The sequence below is a fragment of the Maribacter luteocoastalis genome, assembly GCF_048890225.1.
GTDB lineage: Bacteria > Bacteroidota > Bacteroidia > Flavobacteriales > Flavobacteriaceae > Maribacter > Maribacter luteocoastalis.
Window position 1 is genome coordinate 154946 of record NZ_JBMFZG010000007.1, and the last position, 16633, is coordinate 171578.

Consider the following 16633-nt stretch of genomic DNA (forward strand, 5'->3'; position numbering starts at 1 on the left):
CTTATAATCTACTGTATTTTCTGCCGAACTAAATGAAGTGGAAATTTATGTCACAGCCCTTAATCAGTATACTAATTCCTTTCAAGAATACTGCTAAGTTTCTTCCGGAATGTATTAATTCAATCCTTGTCCAAACCTATACCAACTGGGAGGTAATTGCCATAAATGACCATTCTACAGATACCAGTTTAGAAACATTACAGTCATATCAAGCAAAAGATGAAAGAATCAAGGTGTTCAATAATGATGGCGTTGGTATAATAAATGCCTTAAGAACGGCGTATAATCTAAGTACTGGTGATTATATCACAAGAATGGATTCTGATGACATGATGACATCAGAACGGCTGCTTATTATGCTGCGTGCATTATTAGAAAAAGGTAATCGTCATTTAGCCGTAGGTCAGGTAAAATACTTTTCTAATAGAGGGATTAGCAATGGTTATGAACGCTACGCAATGTGGCTAAATAACTTGACTATAAGCGGAAACAACTTTACTGAAATTTATAAAGAATGTGTAATTCCCTCGCCTTGTTGGATGGTCTCCAGAAAAGATTTGGATTACTGTAATGCTTTTGAATCTGATAGATATCCAGAGGATTATGACCTTGCATTTAGGTTCTATGCCAATAAATTAAAGGTGATTCCATGCGATACTATTTTGCTTCATTGGCGAGATTACGACACCAGGACCTCAAGAACGAGTGAACATTACGCCCAAAATTATTTTCTTGATATTAAACTACATTACTTTCTAAAACTGGACTATCAACCGCTAAAAACTTTAGTGGTTTGGGGTGCCGGCAATAAAGGAAAGACTATTGCCAAAGTTTTATTGGAACAAAACATTGATTTTCATTGGGTGTGTGATAATCCTAAGAAAATTGGAAAAGAGATTTATGGCAAAGAAATGCAATCGTTTCAAGTCTTAAATGAAATTAAATCATCACAAAGTATTATAACCGTTGCCAATGTTGAGGCTCAGGAAGAAATCATGGTGTATTTTAAAAAGCAAAATAGGCTACCTATGCTAGACTACTTTTTTTTCTGTTAGTCGTTTTTTTGAGTTGTTAAATATCCTATAGATTATAGGGCAAGCAACAGCCTTCTAATCCCAAATTAATTATCTTTGCTTAATCATAAATGGGAATGCAGTTTAAACATCCGGAAATTCTTTGGGCCCTTCTACTACTCTTAATTCCTATTATTATTCATCTTTTTCAATTAAGACGGTTTAAAAAGACCCCTTTCACCAATGTAAAATTGCTTAAAAAGGTACTTTCTGAATCAAGAAGAAGTAGTGCGATTAAAAAATGGTTGGTGCTTTTAAGCCGTTTGGGAATTTTTGCTTCAATAATTATAGCTTTTGCCCAACCGTATAGTGCAAATCTTAATGCATTAAAAAATAGGGAAACCGTATTTTATTTAGATAATTCCTTTAGTATGGAGGCTAAAACCGAAAACGGTACCCTACTACAAAATACAGTTCAAGAATTCATTAAAGGAGTACCTAAAAACGAAACGTTCACTCTTTTTACCAACAACAGTGTTTACAAAGATATTAGCATTAAAGATATACAGAACGATCTTATTACCCTAGAACATTCTGTGAACCAACTTACGCTACAGCAAATAACGCTAAAGGCAAACACATTATTTACGAGGGATAACCAGTCTATAAAAAATACCGTTGTTATTAGTGATTTTCAGCGCTATATAGGTGATACCCCTACAGACCCAACCAGTGATATTACCGATTTTATTAAGGTGTCAGTTCCTGATATTTCCAACATTGCCATTGATTCTGTATATCTTAATACCAATAGTGGCGAGAACCTAGATTTGGTTGCCCTATTATCGAGTAATAAAAATTTAGAAACAATAGCAGTATCGCTTTACGATGAAGAGAAATTAATAGCCAAGACCGCCGCCAATTTCAATAATGGCAAAAAAGCGAACGTACTTTTTACCTTGCCACATAATGAAGCTGTTCATGGCAGAATTGCTATTTCAGATAAAGGATTGGCATATGATAATCAATTTTACTTTAACATAGGCCGAACAGAGAAAATAAAGGTGTTATCCGTTGGAAGCGTTGATAATACATTTTTAAGAAAAATATATGGTAGTGACGAATTCACCTATACCAATGTTAGCTTACCACAATTAAATTATGGCGCGTTAGAAAACTACAATATCATTATTTTGAACGAACTAGAATCTGTCCCAACAGGATTGGTTGCTGCATTACAATCTTTTCATAGTAATGGTGGCAGTTTGGTAGTTATTCCCGGTGCCAACATTGAAAATGGTAGCTACAACTACTTATTAACTTCATATTTTTCCACGAAATACACGGACAAAATTAATCAGGAAATAGCTATCGCCAATATTAATTTTGAGCATCCATTGTTTAGCAATGTCTTTGAAAAAAGTGTGAGCAATTTTCAATTTCCAGAAGTAAATTATTTTTACAGGACGAGCTCTTTGGCACCAGCAGCTATTAGCTTTCAAAATAATGAACCCTTTTTACTTGGCAATGACGATATATTTATTTTCACGGCTTCATTATCAACTGAAAATAGCAATTTTAAAAATTCCCCTTTAATAGTGCCTACTTTTTATAATATGGCGATTGGTAGTTTAAAACAATCAGAAATTTATCATACCATAGGCAATAAGGTATCCATAGATATTCCCATTACATTGCCTAAGGACAATATCCTAAAACTATCCAATAACGAAGTAGAGTTCATACCAGAACAACGGTCCATGTCAAAAAAAGTACAATTGACCTTTACTGAAATTCCAACCTTGGATGGTATTTACACCATTAAAAATAATAGCACCTCTTTAAAGGACATTAGTTTTAATTATAACAGGTCTGAAAGTGATTTAACGTATTTAACTATAGGCGATTCAAATACCGGAAGACCTTTTGAAACGGTCAACGACTATTTTGATGAAACCTTAAAAGCGAACAGCATAAAGGAGTTTTGGAAATGGTTTGCTATTTTAGCATTAACATTTGTGATAATTGAAACACTGTTACAGCGCTTATTAAAATAACCTTCTAATGAACAATAACTAGGCAAATGAACATACTTTTAAAATCGGCCAAAATCATAAATGTAGCCAACAAGGATATTCATTTAAAAAAAAGGGATATATTAATAATAAATGGCATTATAGAAAAAATTGCTCCATCTATTGAGGCACCTTCAAAAACAAAAGTAATAACCCATAAAAACCTTCATGTTTCCTTAGGTTGGTTTGATTCTGGAGTTAGCTTTGGTGAACCGGGATACGAAGAAAGGGAAACTATAGCGAATGGTTTAAGATGTGCGGCAAAAAGTGGTTATACAGATGTAGTGTTAAACCCTAGTAGCTTTCCCGTACCAGATACAAGTTCAGATATCATATATTTTAAGAATGCTTCCAAGGACCAACTCACCAATTTACATCCTCTTGGTAATTTAACTGTTGGTGGTCATGGCGAGGCACTTGCAGAACTTTATGACATGAAAAATGCAGGTGCAGTGGGGTTTTATGACTTTAAACATCCCATAGAGAATGCCAACCTATTAAAAATAGCATTACAGTATGCCCAAAATTTTGACGGTATTGTTTTTTCATTTCCCCAAAATCAAAACATTACTGGTAAAGGCATTGTAAACGAGGGTGTCAACAGCACTAAATTAGGACTTAAAGGTATTCCGGCTCTTGCTGAAGAACTTCAAATTTCAAGGGATTTATTTATATTGGAATATACGGGAGGTAAATTGCATATCCCTACCGTTAGTACTGCCAATTCAGTAAAATTAGTTGCAGACGCCAAGAAAAAAGGTTTAAATGTAACCTGTAGTGTTGCCCTGCACAACCTTATATTTACCGATGATGTTTTGGAAGATTTTGACACAAAATATAAGGTTCTCCCACCTTTACGTATTGCAAAGGACAACAAGGAGCTTATAAAGGGTATAAAAGCAGGTACAATTGATTTTGTGACCACAGACCATACACCACTCAACATCGAATTAAAACAAATAGAGTTTGATCATGCTTCTTATGGCACTATAGGCTTGGAAAGTAGCTTTGGAGCTTTAAACACCATCTTTTCAATAGAGGAGACCATATCCATATTAACAAACGGACGAGAAATGTTCGGACTTCAGGAACCACAACTTAAAGAAGGAACTGTAGCTTCCATAACCCTATTTGAGCCAGATATGGAATATGTGTTTTCAGAAGAAGAAATTCTTAGTAGTTCTAAGAACAGCCTATTTCTTGGTGAAAAAATGAAAGGAAAAGTTTTAGGATGTATTTCTAATGCTAAGATCGAATTAAATTTTTAAATGATGCAGGAACAAAATACAATACCAGGCAAAACCACAGGTCTTGTTGCTTATATGACCATGATTGGTGCCATAATAGCCATATTCATGAATTTAGAGCCTAAAAATGATTTTGCCCGTTTTCATATTAGGCAAGCCTTTGGTCTTCACCTTATGTTTCACGCTTTTGCCTTATTTTCTAGCGTTTGGTATAGTCAGTATGCGTTATACGGACTTTATCTGTGTTACGTAGTATTATGGGTTTATGGTTTTTTAGGAGCTATTAACAATAAAAAACAAGTGGTGCCCATAGTAGGTCCTTATTTTCAAAAATGGTTCACATTTATTCAATAAACAAATGACCCTAGCCCCACTTTCATTAGAACATATCATTAAGCCATCTTCAGTAACCGATAAAAAACCAGCAGTTTTATTTATGTTGCATGGTTATGGTAGTAATGAAGAAGACCTTTTTTCCTTTGCACAAGAACTTCCGAAAGAACTTTGCATAATATCTGTTAGGGCTCCCTATCCCCTTCAACCATTTGGTTATGCTTGGTATGCCATAAATTTTGACGAAGGAAAAGGTAAATGGAGCGATGACAACCAAGCCATTTCTTCTCGGGATAAAATACTAGCCTTTATTGATGAAGCATGTGCTACGTATCATTTGGATGAGAGCAAAATCACCTTATTAGGCTTTAGCCAGGGTACGATTTTAAGTTTTGCTGTTGCCCTATCCTACCCTGAAAAAATAAAAAATGTAATAGGTTTAAGCGGTTATATTAATGAACGGATTTTAAAGGATGGTTATAGAAATAATGATTTTACCAATTTACATATATATACCTCCCACGGGCAAGTAGACCAAGTAATACCTATAGAATGGGCGGAAAAAACACCTGAAATTTTAAGTGATCTAAATATTGACCATGTCTATGAGGAATTCCCTTCCGGACATGGTGTAATACCTCAAAATTTTTATTCCTTTAAAAAATGGTTGTCCGATAAACTTTAGTTATTTCTGGTATAAAGAAGATGGTCTATTAAGGTAAAATCTGCCCCTAAATCATCTTTTAATTCATATTTAATAAGCAATTCACCCCAATATTTACCATCAGAAAAATCAGCCAATATCCATTTATGGTTCAATACTTTAATTTTATTGATCTTAAAATCATTTTGCATTCCATCATAAGGAACCAATGGATTATCGCCTTGGGTTTCATTAGTTTCCAATAACTTATCCGCAATATACCTGGCAGGGCTCTCCAAATCCAAATGCTCATAATATGCCAGTGCATCATCATTATTTTCCAAAGAAAAATATTGCATTTCCAATACTTTCAATTCAGAATTTTGAACGGAATCCTTAAGCTTGATATTTTCAGTTTGTAGCCTACCTATTTGTTCATAATTTGTGGTTGCCATTTTATCACTGCTAACGAATAAATAAAGACAAATAAGAGATGTAAAAACAAATAGGTAAAGAAATATATTCTTTTTCATTATTAAATTTCAATTATCAGATTATCGTATGCCAAATGTACATTTTCTGGAAGACACTGCTCAACTTCTGCATGGAATCCAAGTAGGTGGCTAATATGGGTAAAATAAGCTTTTTCCGGATTTATCAATGCCACAAATTCCAAGGCTTCCTTTAAATTAAAATGGGAATGATGAGGGTCTAGTCGTAGTGCATTGACTACCAGTATTTTGGTTCCCTTTATTTTTTCAATTTCTTCCTTATCAATTGTTTTCACATCGGTTAAATAAGTGAAATTATCAATTCTGTATCCCAATACCTTCAACCTATTATGTAAAGCTTCAATGGGAACTACTTGCTTATTTCCTATTTCAAATATAAGGTCCTTGTCTATTTGGTTTATGGCAACAGAAGGTGCACCAGGATATTTATTTCCATCCTCAAAAATATAATCAAATCGTCTTTTTAGGGAATTAATAACACGCTCATGGGCATATATTGGAATATCGCCTTGTCTAAAAAAGTAAGGCCTAATATCATCTATTCCCGCAGTATGATCAGAATGTTCATGGGTAAAAAGAATTCCATTAAGCTTATCTACCTTATTGGTTAGCATTTGCTGTCTAAAATCTGGACCACAGTCTATTACATAATTATAATCTTCCCATGTCAACAATACAGAAACCCTTAAGCGTTTATCACGCGGGTCATTACTTAAACAAACCGGATGTGTACTTCCAATAACTGGTATACCTTGTGAGGTGCCGGTTCCTAAAAATGTAATTTTCAATCCAGATTTCATGTATTCAAAAGTAATCCTTATTTCATAAAAAATAATACGGTATTTTATTAGAAAGACATATTCTTGGGGTGCTAATGGAAAGAACAAAAACTTATGGTATTTTTTTAGTCCTATTGTTATCTAGGTAATCCATTCTTTATAAATTTGTTAAATAAAAACATACTAATGGCTTCAGTTTTAAAAAGAGAAAGCGCTTTTGAAAATATTCCGTCAATTAAGGCAAAAACCTTAAGAATAAATTTGAATCCGGATATTTACGGGACCTTTGCGGAAATAGGTGCAGGACAGGAAACTGCAAGGCATTTTTTTAGGTCTGGTGGTGCCTCTGGCACTATTGCCAAAGCCATGAGTGCGTATGACAAAGATTTTAGCGATGCCATTTATGGTACGGAAAAAGATGGTAGATACGTAACCCAGGCTAGGTTAAAGACCATGTTAAAGTACGAAATGGAGTTGATGGAGGAAAGGATCAGCAGGGAACATCACCCTGATAGGCTTTTCTTTTCTTATGCCAATACGGTTGCAACAATAGATTTTTCTAAACGATACAAAGGCCATGGCTGGGTTGGTATACGATATCAACTTGATCCCAAACAAAAAGAATTTGACGAAATAATTCTTCATATCCGTTTTAAACAAAATGAAGCGAGACTACAGCAAGAAACATTAGGAATACTTGGCGTAAACCTTATATACGGTGCTTTTTACAAATATCATAAGCCTAAAAAAATGCTTAAATATTTGTATGACCATATAGACAAGGACACCTTAGAGATAGATATGATCAATTTCTCTGGACCTAACTTTAAAGATGTAGACAATAGATTAATGAGTCTACAATTGATTAGAAATGATATGACCGATGCGGTTATGTTTGGACCAGATGGCAATAACCTTTTACCGGCAGCAGTACTTTATAAAAAGAATATTTTGGCCCTAAGAGGTAGTTTTAGACCCGTAACCAAGGTGAATTTGGACATGTTCCAAAAATCGTATGATATTTTCATTCGAGATCCACAAGTAGATCAAGCTAATAGTATTGTAATTTTTGAAATTACATTGTCAAATCTTAAAGCATCCGGAGAAATAGATGAGGAAGACTTTATGGGCAGGGCAGAGCTATTATGTTCCCTTGGCCATTCTGTAATGATTTCCAAGTTCCAGGAGTATTACAAATTGGTGGAATATTTTAATAACTACACCAAGAATAGGATTGGGCTTACGATGGGTGTAAACAACCTTGTGGATATTTTCGATGAAAAATACTATCGCCATTTAAGTGGTGGCATATTGGAGGCTTTTGGTAAACTCTTCTTCAAAGACCTGCAAGTTTATCTCTATCCGATGAAAAATCCTGAGACAGGACAAGTGATGACCAGCAACAATGTAAAGGTGCACCCAAGAATGAAGGAATTGTACAAGTTCTTTAAATATAACGGAAAGGTGATGGACATTATTGATTATGAACCTGAGATTATGCATATATTCTCTAGGGATGTACTTAAGAAAATAATGAACAATGAAGAAGGATGGGAAGCGATGCTCCCAGAAGGTATTGCCGAGATCATTAAGGAGAAGAAACTCTTTACAAAGAAAGAACTGGTAACCAAAGAAGAAAGCAAATCTTAATTCTATAAAAAAAATATAAAAAGCCCCATAATGGGGCTTTTTTAATTGCCTAATCTAGTAATTGAGCTGCGTGATCTTTAGTTTTAACCTTATCTATTACTTTGGTTATTACGCCATCTTCATTAATAACAAATGTTTTTCTGTGTATACCATCATACTCCCTTCCCATAAACTTTTTAGGTCCCCAAACACCAAAGATATTTAGTATCGTATGATCTTCGTCAGCCAGCAGAGGAAACGGAAAATTGTACTTGTTTTTAAAATTTAATTGTTTTTTGGGTGCATCTGCACTCACGCCCAACAGTTCGTAACCTTGATTTTGCAATTGCCCATAATTGTCCCTAAGATTACAAGCTTCTGCCGTACAACCAGGAGTACTTGCCTTTGGATAGAAAAAAACAATTAATTTCTTTCCAGAATAATCAGATAAATTAATAGTATTGCCATCTTGATCTATTGCTGCAAACTCAGGTACTTTATCATTAACTTTTAAAGTGTTCATAGTAGTATTTTATATTGTGTTTAAGTAAATTAACGTAAAATTAAACAAATAATGACTAAAGCGGAAAAAGTAACCTTTACAATTTCAAAGTTAAATGAACTATATCCAGAAATACCCGTTCCTTTAGATCATAAAGACCCGTATACCTTATTAATTGCCGTTTTAATGTCTGCACAAAGCACAGATGTTCGAGTAAACCAAATTACGCCCTTGCTTTTTTCAAAAGCGGATAATCCTTTTGATATGGTTAAGCTTTCGGTTGACGAAATTAGGGATATTATAAGACCAGTAGGACTATCCCCAATGAAATCTAAAGGAATATATGGACTTTCAAAAATATTAATTGACAAGTACAATGGCGAGGTACCAAAAGCTATTTCCTTATTGGAGGAATTACCTGCCGTTGGTCATAAAACGGCAAGCGTAGTCGTATCGCAAGCTTTTGGCATTCCTGCATTTCCTGTAGATACCCATATTCACAGACTTATGTACAGATGGGGATTTACCAACGGAAAAAACGTAGTACAAACAGAAAGGGATGCAAAAAGACTGTTTCCAAAAGAACTCTGGAATGATTTACACTTACAGATTATATGGTACGGTAGGGAATACTCCCCAGCAAGAGGCTGGAATTTAGAAAAAGATATCATTACCAAAACTATTGGCCGTAAAACTGTAATTTCAGACTACTATAAAACAAAAAAGTCTCGCTAAAGCGAGACTTTAATTTTAGTTTAAAAAGGTTTCAAACCTCATGTTCTTATATTCAATATCGTAAAGTGCCTGTGAAAAACTCAATAAAAAATTGATTGTTTTTGGGCATACTCTATTGAACTCTGTTTGTTCTTGGTAATTGTTTGAGTAAATTTTTTCCATATCTCCAATGTTGTTACATTAAATTAACGCAACAAAATTGGAAATATTGTCAGAGTGTATTTTTAAGAATACTAATTGGTAAGCACAATATTGTTTTTCTCAATTATTTTTCTAAGGTTAATAAGTGCATAACGCATTCTACCTAATGCCGTATTTATGCTAACACCCGTGTTTTCTGAAATTTCCTTGAAACTCATATCCTTATAGATACGCATAAGTAAAACTTCTTTCTGATCATCTGGTAATTCTTCTACTAAATATCTTAGATCTGTATCAATTTGATCCTTTATAAGCTGCTTTTCAGCATTTAACTTATCATCACCAATTACAGAAAATATATTAAAATCATCACTTCCCTCAAACATTGGCATTCTTTTATTCTTTCTAAAATGATCAATAATCAAGTTGTGCGATATTCTCATTACCCAAGGAAGAAATTTACCTTCCTCACTATACGTACCCTTTTTTAAGGTCTTGATAACTTTTATGAAAGTATCTTGAAAAATATCCTCTGTTATATCCCTATCTAAAACTTTAGAATAGATAAAACTTGTAATTCGTTGATTATGACGGTTGATTAAAACTTCCAGTGCTTTTTCATCACCACTGATATAATCCCTTACTAATTCTGAGTCTTCAATTTGTAATTCCATAATAGTTATTTTCTTTGGCGGTTATAGATTGGGTGTTTTGGTTTGTACCTGTTATTAGTTTGTTGATTCTGAAGTAAAACTATATAAAAGGAGTCCTGTAGGAAAAAGTATGTTGTAAAACCGCATTATTTTGATGTGAAACAACGAAAACATAATTTACAGTACAATAAATGATTATTTAACTAGTTGCATGGGATTATGAAATAGTGTGTTTAAGCTTATTAAGGTTACCCACTAATTTTCTTGCTACTGGTTAATTCCAAAAAAAATCCACAAGAAAAAGATTTCCTTGTGGACTTATATAATTAGTTATGTTTATTTCTAATTCAAGTTGCTTTCAAACTGGTGACCGTCAACTTCGGTAATTTTCAATGATTTAGAATAATTCAATAAAAATTGTATGGTCTCTGGTCTGGTTTCTACAATTTTACAATGGTCATTTTGCTTGGCGTAAATTTTTTCCATATTACCTTCTTTTTTGGTTCAATTAAAGAACGGAAAGGAAATAAAAATAATAAAACCAGTCGACCTGCTGCCAATTAATTCGTTAAAACTATACTATTGGCTTCAACTAGCTTTCTTAGGTTAATAAGTGCATATCTCATTCTTCCCAATGCAGTATTGATACTTACACCGGTATTGTCGGATATTTCTTTAAAACTCATATCCTTATATATACGCATTTCTAAAACTTGTTGCTGATCTTCTGGCAGTTCTTTGATCATCTTGATAAGATCCATGTCTATTTGATCTTTTATCAATTGCTTTTCTGCGTTCAGACGATCATCTCCCATAAGTGAAAATACATTAAAACTGTCCGCACCTTCAAACATGGGCATTCTATTGTTCTTTCTAAAATGGTCTATAATCAAGTTATGGGCTATACGCATTACCCAAGGCAAAAATTTACCCTCCTCATTATAAGCACCGCGTTTAAGCGTTCTTATAACTTTCATAAAAGTATCTTGGAAAATATCTTCGGTTAATTCACGGTCGCCAACTTTAGAATAAATAAAACCAGTTAACCTAGCATTATGTCTTCTAATAAGTGCCTCTAGTGCTCTTTCGTTTCCTTCTATATATTCTTTAACAAGTTGGGAATCTTCAATAATTGAATCCATAGCTTTACTTTTTGTGGGTTAAAAATTTGACCCATATTCAATAGAATAAGGGCTCTGTGGGTTATTTTCTAACTTAAAAAGTAAATGTTTGCTATAGGCTTATTGCGTTTTTAATAGGAACCAAAGATAAAAAAAAATTGATACTCTAAAAAAAATGTGAAACTTATTACGATTAATCATGGTTAAAATAGATTTATATGGCCGTAAAAGCCCCTTATCGTATCTTTGCAAAATTAGAAAATTCTATGCCTTCAATTGCTGAAATAAACCCAAAGGAAAACATCATTATTAAAGGTGCAAAATTGCATAACCTCAAAAACATTGATGTTGTAATACCAAGGAATAAATTAGTCGTAATCACTGGACTTTCGGGCTCTGGGAAATCCAGTTTGGCATTTGATACCTTATATGCTGAAGGACAGCGAAGGTATGTAGAAAGTCTTTCTTCTTATGCGAGACAGTTTTTAGGTAAATTGGATAAACCTAAAGTAGATTATATTAAAGGTATTGCACCAGCTATAGCAATTGAACAGAAAGTTAACTCAACAAATCCAAGGTCAACTGTAGGCACGACAACAGAAATATATGATTACCTAAAACTCCTATATGCCAGAATTGGCAATACTTTTTCACCTATATCCGGTAACGAGGTTAAAAAACACACAGTGTCCGATGTTATTAACCATGTAAAATCATTTGAAGAGAATACTAAATTACTACTATTGGCACCCGTTACCATAAGGGAGGATAGGGATGCCTTAAAATCATTGCAGTTATTCTCAAAGCAGGGTTATGCTAGAATTAAATATAATGGCAACGTAATACGAATAGACCAGGCTCCAGAGAATATTGGAAAAAAATTTAATTTGGTTATCGATAGAATTATAACCAAAAACGATGAAGATTTTTATAATAGATTGGCCAATGCTGTGGATACCGCCTTCTTTGAAGGTAAGGGACAATGCGTTATAGAAGTTTTGGAAAATGGTAAACAACAATTGTTCAGCAATAAATTTGAATTGGATGGTATCCAGTTTTTAGAACCGAATATTCATCTTTTTAGTTTTAATAATCCTTATGGGGCATGCCCAAAATGTGAAGGCTATGGTGATGTTATAGGTATTGATGAAGATTTGGTTATACCCAATACGGCATTATCAATTTATGAAAACGCAGTTTTTCCATGGCGTGGCGAAAGTATGGGTTGGTACAGGGACCAACTAGTAAACGCTGCCTATAAATTTGATTTTCCTATTCACAAGCCTTGGTTTGAGCTATCTGATGAGCAGAAAAAACTGGTTTGGGACGGGAATGATCATTTCATAGGGTTACATTCGTTTTTTGAAACACTAGAGGAAAAGAGCTATAAAATACAAAATAGGGTCATGCTGTCCCGCTATAGGGGTAAAACCAAATGTAATAGTTGTAACGGCAAGCGTTTAAGACAGGAAACTGATTTTGTAAAAGTTGGAGGCACATCTATTTCTGAACTTGTAGGATTATCAATTGAAAAATTAATTGCATTTTTCAATGCTTTGGAATTGGGTGATAACGATTCACAAATAGCAGATAGGTTATTAAAGGAAATACACACCCGTTTAGGGTTCTTGGACAAAGTTGGATTAAGTTACCTTACGTTAAATCGTAAATCCAATACATTATCAGGGGGTGAAAGTCAACGAATAAATTTAGCTACTTCTTTAGGTAGTAGTTTGGTAGGCTCTATGTATATATTGGATGAGCCGAGTATTGGTCTACATCCCAAGGATACCGAAAACCTGATTGAGGTATTACTTTCTCTTCGTAATCTTGGTAACACTGTTATTGTTGTTGAGCACGACGAGGATATTATGAAAGCTGCGGATGAAGTTATTGACATTGGGCCGGAGGCGGGCACTCATGGCGGGAATATTGTTGCACAAGGCACATTGGAAGAAGTTTTAAAATCCTCATCATTAACGGCCAGTTACTTAAACGGAAGTATGGAAATTAAGGTGCCTTCTGAAAGACGTACCTCTACAAACTATATAGAAATTAAAGGCTGTCGTGAAAATAACCTAAAAAATATCAACGTAACCTTTCCGCTTGATATGCTAACCGTTGTTACGGGTGTTTCTGGAAGTGGAAAAAGTACCTTGGTTAAAAAATTACTTTATCCTATAATTTTAAAAGAAATTGGTGGTTACGGTGAAAAAGCCGGACAATTCTCTTCTGTCTATGGGAAATACAAACATATAAAGCATGTTGAGTTTGTTGATCAAAACCCAATAGGTCGTTCATCAAGATCTAATCCAGTTACCTATATAAAGGCCTATGATGACATAAGAAATTTATATGCCAGTCAAAAGCTTAGTAAAATTAGAAATTACCAAGCAAAACATTTTTCTTTTAACGTAGATGGCGGGAGATGTGAAAAATGTAAGGGTGAAGGCGAAATAACTGTGGAAATGCAGTTTATGGCAGATGTGCATTTGGAATGTGATACTTGTGGAGGTAAAAGATTTAAAAAAGATGTTTTAGAAGTAACTTTTAACAATGCCAATATTGATGCCGTACTGAACATGACCATTGATGATGCAATTGACTTTTTTACTACTGGTGAACAGAATAAAATTATATCTAAATTAAAACCATTACAAGATGTTGGCTTAGGTTATGTTACTCTAGGCCAATCTTCCTCTACCCTATCTGGTGGTGAGGCTCAACGTATTAAACTAGCCTCTTTTTTGGTTAAGGGAACTACCAAGGATAAAGCGCTTTTTATTTTTGATGAGCCCACTACGGGACTTCATTTTCACGATATACAAAAACTACTAAAATCTTTTAATGCCCTAATTGGTAAAGGACACTCCATTGTGGTTATTGAGCATAATATTGAACTGATAAAATGTGCAGATTATATCATAGACCTTGGTCCTGGAGGTGGTGAGAATGGCGGGCAGTTATTAGCGGAAGGTACACCTGAAGAGGTGGTACAAAACAAAGCTTCATTTACAGCAAAATATTTGAAAGAAAAGATTTAATATGTAAGGCATATTTTTAATTTAGAATTATTAATACATTTTAAAATATTGAAAATCAATTAGTTAAAATAATTTTATTTTTTTGGCACGTTGTTTGGTATAAGTAAACCGAGTGTAAATATTTACACTTAGAATTTAAAACCTTATATCATGAAAAATTTAGTACTCCTTTTTACGGCGATGATTTTAGGCACAACAGGTGTCTTTGCCTCAGGTACAAACGAAGATAAGGTTGCAATACGCAATGCTTATAGGTACAACAACTCATTTATTTTTGTTGAAAATGGCATTACGTTTTCAGTTTATCCAGATGGTGAGTTTGATTTTTACATTGAAGATTATGTAACAGGAAGAAGAAATGGAATAACCTTCAACTCTGGTTATGACTATAGTCCCTATGCACAATATGATGATTACGGTGCTGTAATACAAGTAGAGAATGTTCCCATTTTTTATGATTACTACGGTCGTGTTTCTCAAATTGGTGATGTGGATATCAACTACAGAAATGGTAGGGTCCGTAGAGTTGGTGGCATGTATGTGTACTACAACAACAATGGTTTCTATGACTACCACACCGGATATATAAATATTTATAATAGGAATTATGTTTACCGTCCTTATCACAGATGGTTTGCAAGACCTGCAATAAACCTTTGTTTAGTATTGAATAGACCATATAGAAGGTATTATGCTCCTGTGAGATATACCTATTATAGTCCTTATAGATATAATAATAGAAGGGCTTATGTGAAAATTGGCAAAGAACATAGATACAATCAAGTACGTAAAGAAAGAGCAAACATTTATAGAAATGACAGAAGAGTTGCCGTGCGTGATAATGCTTACAGAAGCAATAGAACCGTTGCCAATAGAACTGAAGGTAACAAAACACAAAGAAAGGCTGTCGTAAATAACAATACTCACTCTAATAGAGGCAATGATGTTTCAAGGACAACAACGGTAAAACGCAATACCACGGTAGCGCGTAGCAATGGAAATAATGGAAGAGCTACCCAAGGTAAAACCGTTACCAAGAGAGAGGTAACAAGAACTCCAAGTAGTACAACAGTAAAAAGAAATACCACAACGTACAGAAAGCCAGCTAACAATGGCCATACGGTTGTACAAACAAGAACAACAACCAGGAGTAGTACAAGTAAGGCTGTAAACAAAGCCCCGACTAGACCAAGCAGTACGGTTTCAAGAAGTACGGATACAAGATCCGTAAGTAAGGCTCCATCAAGAAGTAATACAAGGTTTACCACTACTAGAAGTAGTAGAAGACAATAAAAATAGTTTTTAGGTTGGTTAGTTGTTTAGCCCTGTAGTAGATTTATCTACTGCAGGGCTTTTATTTTAATTAATTGTTCAAGAATATTTTAGCAAAGTTTTTAGGAATTGAAAGCTCAAATTGTAGCATTTCTCCCGTTACAGGATGCTTAAACTTTAACATATTCGCCTGAAGATAGAGTCCCTTTCCTTTCAACAGTAAACCAGGTAAATTATAATTCCTATCTCCCAAAATAGGATTGCCCATAGAATACAAATGCTTACGTAATTGATGTCTTCTACCGGTAAGTGGTTCTAACTCGACCAAATTTAAAAAATGAAATCTTTTAGACACAGTAGTTTTTAGAACCCTATATTTTGATACTGCATTTTTATTATCTATAGGTAAATCTATAATACCTTCAACAGGCATAGCCCCAATAGTAACCGCAAGGTATTTCTTGTAGATTTCCTTATCCTCAAACATTTTACCAAGTGATACAATACTAGTCGCGGTTTTACCAACCAATAATAAACCTGTTGTCGGATAATCCAATCTATGGATTGGTTTAGGAGTAATAGCATCTACTTCTGTGCTTTTAGTTAAGTTTTGAGGTAAAGCATTGCTAACTGTTTTAAATGTGTTACCACTTACCAAAAGTCCAGCAGGCTTGTTTATAACAGCAAGATGTTCATCTTCATAAATTACTTCTAAATCTAATATTAATCTTGATGGCTTTTTATTGTCTAAAACGCCCCGCAGGGTAATTTCCTCGCCCCCGTTGATAAAAATAGCAGTGGTTGCCACCTTATCATTTACAAGAATAAGCTTTTTATTAATCGCTTTTTTTAATCCGGACTTGGTAGAGATTGTATTAAAAATACCTACGCCATATTCCTGCAAACGAATTGGTTTTATTTGCATATCGGCAAT

16 protein-coding genes are annotated in these 16633 nt (G+C 34.1%); 9 read left to right on the forward strand and 7 right to left on the reverse strand.

From position 1 onward, the window contains the following. Positions 1-47 precede the first annotated feature (47 nt). The 5 genes from ACOCEA_RS14445 to ACOCEA_RS14465 all read left to right on the forward strand — a co-directional run bounded on the left by ACOCEA_RS14445 (position 48) and on the right by ACOCEA_RS14465 (position 5353). Positions 48-1055, forward strand: a complete 1008-nt coding sequence (locus ACOCEA_RS14445; RefSeq protein WP_420756971.1) for a glycosyltransferase — start codon at positions 48-50, stop codon at positions 1053-1055. A 95-nt stretch (positions 1056-1150) separates the two neighbouring features. Further along, positions 1151-3070, forward strand: a complete 1920-nt coding sequence (locus ACOCEA_RS14450; protein WP_420756972.1) for a BatA domain-containing protein — start codon at positions 1151-1153, stop codon at positions 3068-3070. Between the two features lie 26 nt (positions 3071-3096). Then, positions 3097-4356, forward strand: coding sequence for a dihydroorotase (locus ACOCEA_RS14455; RefSeq protein WP_420756973.1), 1260 nt, complete (start codon positions 3097-3099; stop codon positions 4354-4356). Next, on the forward strand, positions 4357-4689 hold the full coding sequence (locus ACOCEA_RS14460) for a hypothetical protein (RefSeq protein WP_420756974.1): 333 nt from the start codon (positions 4357-4359) through the stop codon (positions 4687-4689). A 4-nt stretch (positions 4690-4693) separates the two neighbouring features. Further along, entirely contained in the window at positions 4694-5353 is a 660-nt protein-coding gene (locus tag ACOCEA_RS14465; protein ID WP_420756975.1) for an alpha/beta hydrolase, read from the forward strand. Here the strand turns inward: ACOCEA_RS14465 and ACOCEA_RS14470 are convergent. Together ACOCEA_RS14470 and ACOCEA_RS14475 are read right to left on the reverse strand one after the other, a co-directional pair. Continuing rightward, positions 5350-5844, reverse strand: coding sequence for a hydrolase (locus ACOCEA_RS14470; RefSeq protein WP_420756976.1), 495 nt, complete (start codon positions 5842-5844; stop codon positions 5350-5352). The two genes, ACOCEA_RS14465 and ACOCEA_RS14470, sit on opposite strands and share 4 nt — an antisense overlap. Before the next feature lie 2 nt (positions 5845-5846). After that, a complete protein-coding gene (locus tag ACOCEA_RS14475; protein WP_420756977.1) occupies positions 5847-6623 on the reverse strand; it encodes an MBL fold metallo-hydrolase in 777 nt (258 codons plus the stop codon). Between the two features lie 165 nt (positions 6624-6788). Between ACOCEA_RS14475 and ACOCEA_RS14480 the strand changes: the two genes are divergently transcribed. Continuing rightward, the gene (locus ACOCEA_RS14480; protein WP_420756978.1) at positions 6789-8252 is read left to right on the forward strand and encodes a TonB-dependent receptor; all 1464 of its coding nucleotides are present in this window, start codon (positions 6789-6791) and stop codon (positions 8250-8252) included. A gap of 49 nt (positions 8253-8301) precedes the next feature. On the opposite strand, the gene bcp is transcribed toward ACOCEA_RS14480, so the two are convergent. Beyond that, positions 8302-8754, reverse strand: a complete 453-nt coding sequence (gene bcp, locus ACOCEA_RS14485) for a thioredoxin-dependent thiol peroxidase (RefSeq protein WP_420756979.1) — start codon at positions 8752-8754, stop codon at positions 8302-8304. A gap of 51 nt (positions 8755-8805) precedes the next feature. Between bcp and ACOCEA_RS14490 the strand changes: the two genes are divergently transcribed. Then, a complete protein-coding gene (locus tag ACOCEA_RS14490; RefSeq protein WP_420756980.1) occupies positions 8806-9468 on the forward strand; it encodes an endonuclease III domain-containing protein in 663 nt (220 codons plus the stop codon). Between the two features lie 233 nt (positions 9469-9701). Here ACOCEA_RS14490 and ACOCEA_RS14495 read toward each other — a convergent pair whose 3' ends face one another. The 3 genes from ACOCEA_RS14495 to ACOCEA_RS14505 form a co-directional block, all read right to left on the reverse strand. After that, entirely contained in the window at positions 9702-10283 is a 582-nt protein-coding gene (locus ACOCEA_RS14495; RefSeq protein WP_420756981.1) for an RNA polymerase sigma factor, read from the reverse strand. Between the two features lie 321 nt (positions 10284-10604). Then, positions 10605-10748, reverse strand: coding sequence for a hypothetical protein (locus ACOCEA_RS14500; RefSeq protein ID WP_420756982.1), 144 nt, complete (start codon positions 10746-10748; stop codon positions 10605-10607). Positions 10749-10822: 74 nt separating this feature from the next. After that, on the reverse strand, positions 10823-11404 hold the full coding sequence (locus ACOCEA_RS14505) for an RNA polymerase sigma factor (protein ID WP_420756983.1): 582 nt from the start codon (positions 11402-11404) through the stop codon (positions 10823-10825). 245 nt (positions 11405-11649) lie between these two features. Here ACOCEA_RS14505 and uvrA point away from each other — a divergent pair, with 245 nt between their 5' ends. Together uvrA and ACOCEA_RS14515 are read left to right on the forward strand one after the other, a co-directional pair. Continuing rightward, positions 11650-14427, forward strand: a complete 2778-nt coding sequence (uvrA, locus tag ACOCEA_RS14510; protein WP_420757059.1) for an excinuclease ABC subunit UvrA — start codon at positions 11650-11652, stop codon at positions 14425-14427. 150 nt (positions 14428-14577) lie between these two features. Further along, on the forward strand, positions 14578-15720 hold the full coding sequence (locus tag ACOCEA_RS14515; RefSeq protein WP_420756984.1) for a hypothetical protein: 1143 nt from the start codon (positions 14578-14580) through the stop codon (positions 15718-15720). A gap of 70 nt (positions 15721-15790) precedes the next feature. Here the strand turns inward: ACOCEA_RS14515 and ACOCEA_RS14520 are convergent, their stop codons facing one another. After that, on the reverse strand, positions 15791-16624 hold the full coding sequence (locus tag ACOCEA_RS14520) for an RluA family pseudouridine synthase (protein ID WP_420756985.1): 834 nt from the start codon (positions 16622-16624) through the stop codon (positions 15791-15793). Positions 16625-16633 lie beyond the last annotated feature (9 nt).